This window comes from Streptomyces sp. IMTB 2501, from assembly GCF_001953885.1.
In the GTDB taxonomy this organism is placed as follows: Bacteria; Actinomycetota; Actinomycetes; order Streptomycetales; family Streptomycetaceae; genus Streptomyces.
Genome location: NZ_MQUS01000070.1, coordinates 1 through 10,800, shown reverse-complemented (window position 1 = coordinate 10,800; position 10,800 = coordinate 1). Strand labels below are relative to the sequence as shown.

The window sequence follows — 10,800 nt, the reverse complement described above, 5'->3', positions numbered from 1 at the left end:
ACGCACACCGGGGGAGCGGTCATCACCTCGGAGACCTTCATGCGCCTTCTCCCCGCTGCGCGAAGCGTCCGGGGCAGGGGACGTCGAGCAGATCGGCAACCGGTCGGCGTGGGCTGGCGTGGCCTTCCGGGCCGTAGCCGAGCCGGATCACCATCTGGACGTGTGCCATGGCCGAGACGGGATCGCGGACGGCCCACCGGATCTCCCGCCACTCCAGGGGCTGGGACGTGAGCGAGGTGACCAGTCCGTCCGCGGTGGCCTGGAGCAGGACCCGCTCCAGTGCCTGACCCGCACACAGCCAGTCCGTGGGCTCGTCTCGGGCGGTACCCAGCAAGGCGATGTTCGGGCTCTTCTCGAAGGGCGCCCAACCGCGCCCGGGCACCCGGCGACCGGCGGCGAAGTCGCGCACGGGGGCCGAGGTACCGCGCTGGCGGGGGCCGAACGCCTCGGCGGGGATGCCGTCGGCGGACTCAGCGACATCCGACGGTTCCGTACGGGTCCACCGCGCCGTTTCCTCGCGCATTCCCGGCTCGACCGCTTCCCTGCCCTCGGCGTCCCGGACCAGCTCCAGGACCGAGCGGACATGCCAGGCGCCGGGGAACAGCAGCTGTGCGCCCTCGGCACCGGCTGCCTCGCACAGCCGGTCTCGCACGACGGCGGGGATCTCCTCGTCGCGGAAGGGCCGGCGGCTGGAGTGCCGACTGCGGATCGCGGGCTGCAGCCGGGCCAGTGCCGCGTCGGGTGCTCCGGTGCCGCACAGATGCAGCTCGGCGAGGAACTCCGGGTAGGCCGGGTCGGGCAGCAGCCGCACGTCCGGCGCCAGCCCCGCCGCCGCGGCGGCCGCGCGCAGGTTGAGCAGGGCNNGGCGTCCGCCACGAGCGCCGTGACGGTGCTCACGTCAGGGGGTTCCGCAGTCACGGTGGCCTCCCTTCGTACCGGCCCTACGGCCTACTCACGTATCGGGACGGCGATGACGGGACAGCGGGCGTGGTGCAGCACACCCTGGCTGACCGAGCCCAGCAGCATGCCGGTGAAGCCTCCGCGCCCCCGGGTGCCCACCACCAGGCCGAGTGCAGGGGCCGAGGCGTCGGTGAGCACCTGGACCGGATGCCCCACGACCAGCTCATGGCGCAGGTCGACCTGGGGGAAGCGGGCGCGGCGGCCCGCCACGATCTCGGAGAGCAGCCGGCGGCACTCCTCCTGCGGGCCGTGCTCGTCGAAGATCCTGAGCGGGCCGGGCTCCCAGATGAACAGGGCCCGCAGTGCGGCACCGCGCAGGGCCGCCTCCTCGAACGCCACGTCGACCGCGGCACCGGAGTGCTCACTGCCGTCGACACCGACCACGTAGTACGCGGGATCCTGAGCGATGTGCTCCGGCTCGGGCACGACGACCACAGGGCAGTGTGTGTGGGCCATTACCGGAAGGGCGACCGACGCGGAGCCGAACACTTCCTGTGTGCGGCTGAGATGTTGCGAGCCCAGGACGACGGCGGTGGCGTCGCGACTCTGCTCGCGCAGCACCCACACCGGGTCGCCCTCCGCAAGCAGGGTGTCCACCTCTAGCTGCGGGTGCCGGGCCGTGACGAATCCCGCGGCCTCCTCCAGTACCTGTCTCCCGGCCTTGTGCAGCGACTCGTTCCATTCCTCCCACGACGGCGGCACCTCCCGCCCCCGATAGCCCCTGGTCGGCACGCCCTCGACATGGACCGCGCGCAACGGAAGCCGACGGCGGGCGGCTTCGTCGGCCGCCCAGGCAAGCGCCGTCCGATGGGAGGGATCGGGATCGACGCCCACGACGATCAGCCGGCGGTCACCGGGCCGGGGCATGGCCGCCTCCAGTCGTCAACTCGTCAGGAATGCAAGTTGGTTCAGGGTGGAGCGGCGCAGGGGACAGGTGTCTGACATAGGCGTCCGAGCCGGGGAAGCAGAGGGCGACCCGTCCGTTGTCGGTCCGGCGCGGGTCGCAGGGCGGGCTGCCGTGCGGATGACGGAGCCCGACGATCGCGCCGTCCCGGGCGATCACCCCGGCCGTGGTGCCGCGTACGACGATCTCGTCGCCGGCGCGGGAGTACACCTCGGGGCCGGTCGCCTCGGGCCCGGTACTCGCTGCGGGCCGGTCGGTCTCTTTCAGCGGTGCGGGAGCGGACATCGCCCTCGCCTCCTCCCTGCGGTGGCACGGACGAGAGCCACCGCCGATTCCATGGAAGGTTCTGGCAGCGGCGGCCTGCCAGGGGCCATTGGTCCCCACGGCGGACCCGTCGGCCCTGGTGTGGCACCGGGACCGGTCACGGCGTGCGGGCCGAGCGCACGGAGGAGGGGGAAACAGCGGCCTGTCGGCGCAACCTGTCTTCGATGTCGGAGCGCACCATGGCGGTCAGCTGCTCAAGAGCCCGGGACCGGACCGGCGGGACCGGCTCGGGATTCTCGATCCGCCGGGCCGGTTCGGGCAGAGCGGCGACATCCTCGCGGAATCGCTCCCGGGCGTCCTGCCACCGGTCCGGCGGGCCGGTCCGGCGCCCGCCGCGCATCACCGTGTGCAGCAGGGGTCGCGCCGACTCCGGCGGTTCCTCGCCTGCCAGAGCGATGACGTCGGGTCTTCCCGCACGCCGGAAGACCTGTTTGCGGCCCGGAGCCGTGACCTTCGCCGAGGACAGCTTCATGACGGGGCGGCCGTCGTACTCGACGAGCTTGTACGCGGCGTCCAGATACGGGGCGTCCGCCGCCACGCCCACCCGTGTACCAACCGCGTACACATCGATCGGGGCGCCGGCGCGTACCAGCCGCTCCACGCTGTACTCGTCGAGTCCGCCACTGGCCACGATCCGTACGCCGGCCAGCTCGGCGGTGTCGAGTAGGGCGCGCGCCCGCCGGGAGAGCGCGTCGAGGTCGCCGCTGTCCAGGCGGATCGCGCACCCGGGGTCGAGCCCGAGATCGGTCAGGACCCGGGCGGCGATACGCACGCCCTCTTCGGTGTCGTAGGTGTCGACGAGGAAGGTGACCGGGCCGGGATGGCTCAGCGCGAAGGCGCGAAAGGCCGCCTCCTCGCTCGGGAAGGCCTCGACATAGGAATGGGCCATGGTGCCCGAGGCCGGGATGCCCAGGGAGGTGGCGGCGGCGACATTGCTCGTGCCCGCGAATCCCACCAGGGCGCCGAGTCGGGCGGCCTGCAGGCCCGCCCACGGACCATGTGTGCGGCGCAGTGAGAAGTCCACGACCGGCCGTCCGGCCGCGGCCAGCACGCAGCGCGCCGCCTTGGACGCCACCACCGTCTGATGGCAGAGCTGGTTCAGCAGGTACGTCTCGACGAGCTGAGCCTGGGGCAGTGGCGCGGTCACCTCCAGCAGAGGTTCCCCGGCGAACACAGCATGGCCTTCCGGTACGGCCCGCACCTCACCCTCGAAGGAGAGGCCGAGAAGCGGCATCAGGTCGCGCGCCGGGCGATGCAGGGCAGCCGCGAACTCCTCGACATCGTCGCGTTCGACGCGGTAGCGGCCGAGGAAGTCGAGGGCCGGCTCCAGGCCCGCGGCAACCAGGAATCCGCGGCCGGGCGGGAGGTCGCGGACGAAGAGGCTGAAGGTGGCCGGCGCGTGCATGTCCTCGCGGACGTAGGACAGCGCCATCGTCACTTCGTAGAGATCGGTGGTCGTGACGTCGGACATGGTGATCGCCGCCGTGGGTGGTCGTTCACTCCTTACCAGTCTGATCGCGCCGGCCGCGGGTAAAAGGGACACAAGGGACCCAGGTATGGGCTGTTCGGCCTCAGTCCGACAGCGCCGCGAGCGCTGCACTGGAGGTGTCGGCAGACGACGACAACCCAGGAGGTACGGCGATGGCCACACTGATACGAAGGCAGAGGTTCCCCTTCCCGGAGATCCCGGACTGGTTCGAGACGATTCCCAGCAGGCTCACGATGCCCATGGTCCGTATCGAGGACTACATGGAGGACGACCGCTACGTCGTGCGCGCCGAGCTTCCGGGCATGGCCGCCGAGGACATCGACGTCGTGATCAGTGACGGGGTGCTGACGGTGCGGGCCGAACGTACCGAGCGGGAGGTGGACAAGAACCACAGTGAGATCCGGTACGGCGAGATGAGCCGCAGCGTGACACTGCCGCCCGGCGCCAACGAGGACGACGTCAAGGCCGACTACACCGACGGCATGCTGACTGTCAGCGTGGGGCTGGGCGCCGAGAAGGCGGAGGCCAGGCACGTCGAGATCCGGCACGGCAGCTGACGAGGACGTCTCCGTCCGCGGCGGGCCCCGAGCGGGCCCGCCGTCGCGTGGGCTGTCCTGCCGCTGTCACCGGGTGCCGCGCGAAGCGGCTCAGCGACGCCGTACCGCCTTCTCGTGCTCACCCTCCTCCACGGCTGGCTCCACCGCCGCCAGCTGGGTTTCGCCGGCCAACAGGCCGACATCCCCCGGGTCTTCGGGGGCGGTGACCGCCGGGACGGCCGCGCTGCCCGGCCCGGTGGGCTCGCCGCGCCCCCCGCAGTCGGCGCAGCCGCCGTGCCGCGGGGCCCGGGGCCGCCCGCTTCGCGCGGTCCATCTCCACACAGCCCGCTCCGGCGATCCGCACCAAGGCGGCCCGCAGCGCCGCCCGCGGCACCACCACCGCCACGCGACGCGTCCGGACCGGTGCCATCCCCTCAGGCCCGGGCATCGTCCCCAAGCTGCCCGCGGCGGGCTGCCGACTCCAGGGCCGCCCGCACCCGCCAGGCGTCCAGCACCGTGATCGCGCCGACGACCACACGGCGGCCGTACCGGATGCCGCGCAGCATGGCGGTGCCGTCGTCCCGGACCGTGCGCCGGCAGCGGGTCTCCGCCCGCCACAGCCCGTCCGGCGCCTCGACGTCCGCCAGGAGCCGGCGGGCGGGCGGCGGCAGGCGCGGGCCGCGTCAACAGCGGCAGTCATGACGCTTACGCCTCCATGCCATGCACGGTCAGCGGGGAGAGCGACACTCGTCGCCCAGCTGATCGACGCGTCCCGCAGACCGGGCTGGAGCCTCTGATCAGGGAGCTCAGGGCACCAAGACGTGAGCGGAGCAGCGTGCAGCGGTATCAGGGACATGTCGTTGTCGCCGCTGCTCATGTCCCGGTCGTCGTTCGTCAGCTTCCTTGGACGGTGGCAGTCTGGAACATGTGGAAGCCGGGCACGGCTTGGCTGGTGTGCGGCAGCCGTGGCAGTCGAGTCATGCGCTGCTGGTGATTCCGATCGTGCTCATCGTGGTGATCACGGCGGTGGACCAATTGGTCCCGGCCGACATCCATCTCGGCCCGCTACTGGTCATCGCGCCTGCGATCACCGCCTCGTTCGCCGGACCACGGCTGACCGGGCTCATCGGGTTCCTGGCCGTGGCCGCGCAGGCGTACATCGGCTGGCACTTCGGCGTGCTGTTCTCGCGCAACGTGCTGGTGCAGGTCCTCGCCCTGACGGTGCTGTCGGCCATGATCGTGTTCGGCTGCGTGGTGCGTGAGCGGTCCCGGCACCAGCTGGCCCAGGTGCGGTCGGTCGCAGAGGCCGCGCAACATGTCCTGCTGTGGCCGCTGCCGGAGCGGATCGGCGCCCTGCGGATCGCCTGCCTGTACCTGGCCGCCGAGGACGAGGCGCAGATCGGCGGTGACCTCTACGCGGCCACCCGCATCATGGGGGGTGTGCGCATCATGATCGGCGATGTGCGGGGAAAGGGGCTGTCCGCAATCGGTGAGGCCGCCCTCCTGCTCGGGGCCTTCCGTGAGGCCGCCCACCGGCACACCTCCCTGCCTGATCTGGCCGCTTCCCTGGAACAGAGCGTCACCCGCTACCTGGCCGACTTCGAGCCGGTGGAGGAGACCGGCGAACGCTTCGCCACCACCTTGCTGCTGGAGCTCCCCGACGACGACCACATCACCCGAGTCGTCAGCTGCGGGCACCCCCCACCCCTGGTGCTCAGCCCTGACGGCGGCCTCACCGTTCCCAGCCTGCACCCCGCGCCGCCGCTGGGCATCGGTGAGATCGGGCCGGAGGAATACAAGATCGATGTGCTCTCCTTCGAGCCCGGCGACACGCTCCTGCTCTACACGGACGGCGTCATCGAAGCCCGCGACGCCGGTGGTGACTTCTACCCCTTCGAGACACGCGCCGCCCAGTGGAGCGAGGCCGGCCCGGACTCGCTGTTGCACCACATCCAGCGCGATCTGCGCGCGTACACCCGCGGACGCCTCGACGACGACGCGGCCCTCGTCGCGCTCCGCCGCGAGCCCGACATCCATCGACGCCGCCATCACAGGCACATCACCCATGCGAGCGGGTTCGGCGGAAGCTCCTGAGATGGACGTGAGTGACGTCGGCCTGACCCCATCGGTCCATGCCGTCGCAGGGCAGACGCCGGCGCTCGGCGTCGACCCGCTCGGTACCCACGCGTGGTGGGTGGGCTGCCGGCCCGAGCGCGAGGTGTGCAAATCCGGCAGTCGGCGGACGCTGGGAACGAGCGACAACGCGGGAGGCGCACGATGCGGGAGCACTACCACGAAGAGCTGGGATCGATCACCGACGGCCTTGTGGAGATGGCGAACCTGGTCGGCTCGGCCATCGCCCGAGCCACCACCGCACTCCTCGATGCCGATCTGCACCTCGCCGAGAACGTGATCTCAGGCGATGAGAAGGTCGATGATCTGCAGCGCGCCCTGGAAGAACGGGCGATCACGCTGCTGGCGCGGCAGCAGCCCGTCGCCACGGACCTGCGGGTCGTGGTCACCTCACTGCGCATCAGCGCGGATCTGGAACGATCGGGAGATCTCGCCCATCACGTGGCCAAGCTGGCCCGGCTGCGCTATCCCGATCATGCGATTCCGCGCGACCTGCGCCGCACGATCCTGGAAATGGGCCAGCTCGCCCAACGCCTGATGGCGCAGGCCGCCGAGGTGCTCATCACCCACGATGTCGACGCGGCACTCCAGCTGGAGAGGGACGACGACCGCATGGACGAACTGCACCGCACGATCTTCCACCACCTCTTGGACGACCGGTGGCACCACGGTGTCGAGACGGCCGTGGATGCCACGCTCGTCGGCCGCTACTACGAACGCTTCGCCGACCACGCCGTGGCGGTGGCCCGACACGTGGTGTTCCTCGTCACCGGACAGCACGCGGACGACCTGCTCACCGAACCGCCCACGACCACCTGACCCGGCCCGCGGCCGACTGAGCGGCGTCCGACCGCTCCTCCGGGACACGAGTACGGCATGAGCTGGAGCCGGTGTTGCGTTTCCGAGCGGAGATGGGCCCGGTCGTCAGGTGGACGTCACTTCCGAGATCAGTGCTTGGACATGTGTCTCGATCGCGTCGCGGATGGGGCGTACGGCCTCGACGCCCTGTCCGGCGGGGTCGTCGAGCTGCCAGTCGAGGTACTGCTTGCCCGGAAAGACGGGGCAGGTGTCGCCGCACCCCATGGTGATCACGACATCGGATGCCTGGACGGCCGCCACGGTGAGGATCTTCGGGGTCTGGGCGGAGATGTCGATGCCGACCTCGCTCATCGCTTCGACCACGGCCGGGTTGACGGTGTCGGCGGGCGCGGAGCCGGCGGAGCGGACCTCGACGCGGTCGCCCGCGAGGTGGGTGAGGAAGGCGGCTGCCATCTGGGAGCGTCCGGCGTTGTGGACACAGACGAACAGTACTGACGGGCGCGAGGCGGGATTGCTCATGGCGGATCTTTCTCGGGGATTCGCTCAGGGGGAGGCGGGTTCGGGTTCGCCGTGCGGGACGCCGACTTCGGGGTGTGCGGGGGCGGTGTACGGGCCGTGGACCGCGGCGACGATGCCGAGCCCGAGCGCAGTGCCGAGCAGCTGGGCGGCGATGAACGGGGTGACGGACGCGGGTGCGATGCCGGCGAAGGTGTCGGTGAAGGCGCGGCCGATGGTCACCGCCGGGTTCGCGAACGACGTGGAGGGGGTGAACCAGTAGGCGGCACCGATGTATGCGGCCACTCCGACCGGGGCGAGCGCGGCGCGGCCGACCCGGTCGAGGCCGAAGATCAGCAGGATCAGCCCGGCCGTGGCGACGACCTCGCCCAGCCACAGCTGGTCGGCTGACCTGTCGTGGGTGGAGAAGCGCACCAGCGGTTTGGCGAACATCGCGTCGGCCAGGATCGCCCCGCCGATCGCGCCCGCGACCTGGGCGGGTATGTACGCGACGACATCCCGCAGGGCAAGGCCGTCGGGGGTGCGGCGGCCGGTGAACCAGGCGGCAAGGGTGACGGCGGGGTTGAAGTGCGAGCCGGAGACCGGCCCGAAGACGGTGATCAGCACGCCCAGGCCGAAGACGGTGGCCAGGGAGTTGGCGAGCAACTGCACACCGACGTCGTGTGACAGGTCGGTGGCCTGGATACCGGAGCCGACAACCATGGCCACCAGCAGCCCGGTCCCGATCGCCTCGGCCACCATCCGGCGGCCGAGGGAGGCGTTCACGCGTCAGCTCCGGCGGGCTGCGCGGAGGTCAGGAATGCGGCGAGCCTGTCCAGGACGCCGGGCAGTACCCGGTAGTAGACCCACGTGCCGCGGCGCTCGCAGTCGATGAGCCCGGCTTGGCGCAGCAGCTTGAGGTGGTGGGAGATCGTCGGCTGGGACAGGTCGAAGGCCGGGGTCAGCTCGCACACGCAGACCTCCCCGCCCTCTTCGCGCGAGGCGATCATGGACACCAGGCGCAGCCGGACCGGATCGCCCAGCGCCTTGAAGACCTTCGCCAAGTCAGCCGCCTGGTCCTCGTCCAGCGGCGCGGCGGACAGACCCGGGCAGCAAGGGACACCCCGACCGATCACCTCAAGTTCTTGTTTCGACATACCTCTATGTTGAGGTTTTTCAATTCAAGGCGCAAGGTTGCATCAACAAACGTCAATACAGGCCGGGTCCCATACGGTGGCCCGCCACATGGGAGTGAGTCGTGCGCGAGCAGTGCACCGACCTGCGCGAAACCGTCCGCCGGCGGTATGCAGCGGCGGCCATCAAGGTCACCGAGGGCGCCGCCGCCTGTTGCGGGCCAGAGCCGGTCGAGGTCGACGAGAACTTCGGCTCGACCCTGTACGCCGCCGACGAGCGCGACGCCTTGCCCGCAGCGGCCGTCGCCGCCTCGCTCGGCTGTGGCAACCCGGCCGCCGTGGCGGAGCTGCGCGAGGGTGAGCGTGTTCTCGACCTCGGCTCCGGCGGCGGCATCGACGTCCTGCTCTCCGCCCGTCGCGTCGGCCCGAGCGGCAAGGCGTACGGGCTGGACATGACCGAGGAGATGCTCGCGCTGGCCCTCGCAAACGCTGCGAAGGCGGGCGCGACGAACGTCGAGTTCCTCAAGGGCACCATCGAGGCGATCCCGCTGCCCGCGAACACCATCGACGTGGTGATCTCCAACTGCGTGATCAACCTGTCGGTCGACAAGCCCGCCGTGTTCGCCGAGACGTTTCGCGTGCTCAAGCCTGGCGGGCGGATCGGTGTCTCCGACGTCGTCGCGGACGACACCCTCACCGCCGAGCAGCGGGCCGAGCGTGGCGACTACGTCGGCTGTATCGCCGGTGCACTGTCCTTCACCGAGTACCGGGAGGGATTGGAGGCCGCGGGGTTCACGGAGATCGAGATCACTCCGACCCACGCGGTCGCCGAGGGCATGCACTCCGCCATCGTCCGCGCTGTCAAAGCCAGTGCCGCCACCCGCCCGGACACCGCCACGCCGCCCGTGCCGGACGACTCCTGTCGCGGCGTCACCGCCTGCCGCACCCCGGCCGAGCGTCCGACCGCCCACTGGCAGGCACGCAGATCACCGCTGCCGGGGATGCCTCACTTGTGACGGTCGAGATGTTCGCGGACCTGCCGCTGGTCCACAGCCGCTACTGACGTCGCCTCACCGGCCCGCCCAACGCCTATGCGGACAGGTGTGGTTGAACGGTCGGTGGACAGGGCTTCCGGGTATGCTCACGGCTCCGCCGGCACGGCAGCGGGCACTGGGATGCTGGGTATTGACGAGTTCGCCTCCCGCAGGGGACGCATCTACGAACGATCTGCTTGAGGACGTGGCCGGGCGCTTCGGTCGTGATCGCGTCCAGCAGGTCGGCCGAGCCGCGTCGCACGACCTCGTGATCGTCGAGATGGAACACATGGATCGGGTGCTGCTCACTGAAGGTGTGCGGCTCAGACAGGGCACGCCCTCGTTGCCCGGTGACGGCCGGACTGGGCTGTCCATGCGGCCGATCATCGCGACGGTGCGGTACACACTAGAGCCGTCCGGCCCCAGCCACACCATGCGCGTCGTGCGCGAGGTCGAACCGCACGTCCACCACCCCCTCGATGCCCCGCACCAGGCGCGCGGCGACCGGGACCAGGGCGCTGTCGCGGATGCGGCCCGCCAGCGTGACGACTCCGTCCTCCACCTCCACCTGGACGGCTGAGGACGAGAGCGGGAAGAGGTACGACACGATCTCGCGCCGGACCTCCTCGGCGATGTCCTCGTCGTCGCGCAGGAAGACCTTCAGCAGGTCGGCACGGCTGACGACGCCCGCCAGCAGACCGGCCGCGTCCACGACCGGCAGCCTCTTGACCCCAGCCCGCGCCATGGTGCGCGCGGCCTCGGCGAGCGTGGCGTCGGCCCGGACCGTGACGGCGGGGGAGGACATGAGGTCTCCCGCCGTCATCCCTTCGGCCTTCGCCACGTCGACCGGCTGACGCAGTTGGAGGTAGCCCGTGTCGGGGTCGTCCCGGAGTTCCTCCTTGGGCAGCAGGTCGGCCTCGGAGACCACACCGACCACCCGGCCCTCGCCCTCGATCACCGGGAGGGCGCTGAC

General features: G+C 70.8%; 13 protein-coding genes and 1 pseudogene. 4 read left to right on the top strand and 10 right to left on the bottom strand.

The window, feature by feature from the left end:
• Window positions 1-37: 37 nt before the first annotated feature.
• The 4 genes from AV521_RS45945 to AV521_RS45930 form a co-directional block, all read right to left on the bottom strand.
• The gene (locus AV521_RS45945) at window positions 38-811 is read right to left on the bottom strand and encodes a nitroreductase family protein (RefSeq protein ID WP_256726023.1); all 774 of its coding nucleotides are present in this window, start codon (window positions 809-811) and stop codon (window positions 38-40) included.
• 137 nt (window positions 812-948) lie between these two features.
• Window positions 949-1,827, bottom strand: coding sequence for a universal stress protein (locus tag AV521_RS45940; protein ID WP_076097911.1), 879 nt, complete (start codon window positions 1,825-1,827; stop codon window positions 949-951).
• On the bottom strand, window positions 1,811-2,149 hold the full coding sequence (locus tag AV521_RS45935; protein ID WP_079249761.1) for a DUF1918 domain-containing protein: 339 nt from the start codon (window positions 2,147-2,149) through the stop codon (window positions 1,811-1,813). The genes AV521_RS45940 and AV521_RS45935 overlap by 17 nt, the downstream gene beginning before the upstream one ends.
• 136 nt (window positions 2,150-2,285) lie before the next feature.
• Window positions 2,286-3,659, bottom strand: a complete 1,374-nt coding sequence (locus tag AV521_RS45930; RefSeq protein WP_076097910.1) for a nicotinate phosphoribosyltransferase — start codon at window positions 3,657-3,659, stop codon at window positions 2,286-2,288.
• 170 nt (window positions 3,660-3,829) lie between these two features.
• Between AV521_RS45930 and AV521_RS45925 the strand changes: the two genes are divergently transcribed.
• Entirely contained in the window at window positions 3,830-4,234 is a 405-nt protein-coding gene (locus AV521_RS45925) for an Hsp20/alpha crystallin family protein (protein WP_076097909.1), read from the top strand.
• A gap of 413 nt (window positions 4,235-4,647) precedes the next feature.
• Here the strand turns inward: AV521_RS45925 and AV521_RS52145 are convergent, their stop codons facing one another.
• On the bottom strand, window positions 4,648-4,779 hold the full coding sequence (locus AV521_RS52145) for a hypothetical protein (protein WP_256726022.1): 132 nt from the start codon (window positions 4,777-4,779) through the stop codon (window positions 4,648-4,650).
• Window positions 4,780-5,140: 361 nt separating this feature from the next.
• Between AV521_RS52145 and AV521_RS45915 the strand changes: the two genes are divergently transcribed.
• Together AV521_RS45915 and phoU are read left to right on the top strand one after the other, a co-directional pair.
• Window positions 5,141-6,307 carry a PP2C family protein-serine/threonine phosphatase gene (locus AV521_RS45915; RefSeq protein WP_076097907.1) on the top strand — a complete coding sequence of 389 codons (1,167 nt, stop codon included), beginning with the start codon at window positions 5,141-5,143 and terminating at the stop codon, window positions 6,305-6,307.
• A gap of 183 nt (window positions 6,308-6,490) precedes the next feature.
• Window positions 6,491-7,165: a phosphate signaling complex protein PhoU gene (phoU, locus tag AV521_RS45910; protein WP_076097906.1), complete on the top strand. Its 675-nt coding sequence runs from the start codon at window positions 6,491-6,493 to the stop codon at window positions 7,163-7,165.
• 105 nt (window positions 7,166-7,270) lie between these two features.
• On the opposite strand, the gene AV521_RS45905 is transcribed toward phoU, so the two are convergent.
• Genes AV521_RS45905 through AV521_RS45895 form a run of 3 tightly spaced genes read right to left on the bottom strand, consistent with a single transcriptional unit; the run spans window position 7,271 to window position 8,817 of the window.
• The gene (locus AV521_RS45905; RefSeq protein ID WP_076097905.1) at window positions 7,271-7,684 is read right to left on the bottom strand and encodes an arsenate reductase ArsC; all 414 of its coding nucleotides are present in this window, start codon (window positions 7,682-7,684) and stop codon (window positions 7,271-7,273) included.
• A gap of 24 nt (window positions 7,685-7,708) precedes the next feature.
• A complete protein-coding gene (locus tag AV521_RS45900; RefSeq protein ID WP_076097904.1) occupies window positions 7,709-8,446 on the bottom strand; it encodes an MIP/aquaporin family protein in 738 nt (245 codons plus the stop codon).
• Window positions 8,443-8,817 (bottom strand): helix-turn-helix transcriptional regulator, encoded by a 375-nt coding sequence (locus AV521_RS45895; protein WP_076097903.1) that lies wholly within the window; start codon window positions 8,815-8,817, stop codon window positions 8,443-8,445. The genes AV521_RS45900 and AV521_RS45895 overlap by 4 nt, the downstream gene beginning before the upstream one ends.
• A gap of 101 nt (window positions 8,818-8,918) precedes the next feature.
• Here AV521_RS45895 and arsM point away from each other — a divergent pair, with 101 nt between their 5' ends.
• Window positions 8,919-9,809, top strand: coding sequence for an arsenite methyltransferase (arsM, locus tag AV521_RS45890; protein WP_076097902.1), 891 nt, complete (start codon window positions 8,919-8,921; stop codon window positions 9,807-9,809).
• Between the two features lie 247 nt (window positions 9,810-10,056).
• Here the strand turns inward: arsM and AV521_RS52140 are convergent.
• A pseudogene (locus AV521_RS52140) lies at window positions 10,057-10,158 on the bottom strand (DNA-binding response regulator); the annotation flags it as partial.
• 75 nt (window positions 10,159-10,233) lie between these two features.
• The coding region (locus tag AV521_RS45880; RefSeq protein WP_076097900.1) for a CBS domain-containing protein at window positions 10,234-10,800 on the bottom strand (567 nt) is incomplete at its 5' end.

Bases quoted from the DNA above. Each gene is read 5' to 3' on its own strand.
- phoU (WP_076097906.1), top strand. From the start codon at position 6,491: ATGCGGGAGCACTACCACGAAGAGCTGGGATCGATCACCGACGGCCTT.
- AV521_RS52145 (WP_256726022.1), bottom strand. From the start codon at position 4,779: ATGCTGCGCGGCATCCGGTACGGCCGCCGTGTGGTCGTCGGCGCGATC.
- AV521_RS45930 (WP_076097910.1), bottom strand. From the start codon at position 3,659: ATGTCCGACGTCACGACCACCGATCTCTACGAAGTGACGATGGCGCTG.
- AV521_RS45905 (WP_076097905.1), bottom strand. From the start codon at position 7,684: ATGAGCAATCCCGCCTCGCGCCCGTCAGTACTGTTCGTCTGTGTCCAC.
- AV521_RS45935 (WP_079249761.1), bottom strand. From the start codon at position 2,149: ATGTCCGCTCCCGCACCGCTGAAAGAGACCGACCGGCCCGCAGCGAGT.
- AV521_RS45940 (WP_076097911.1), bottom strand. From the start codon at position 1,827: ATGCCCCGGCCCGGTGACCGCCGGCTGATCGTCGTGGGCGTCGATCCC.
- AV521_RS45895 (WP_076097903.1), bottom strand. From the start codon at position 8,817: ATGTCGAAACAAGAACTTGAGGTGATCGGTCGGGGTGTCCCTTGCTGC.
- AV521_RS45925 (WP_076097909.1), top strand. From the start codon at position 3,830: ATGGCCACACTGATACGAAGGCAGAGGTTCCCCTTCCCGGAGATCCCG.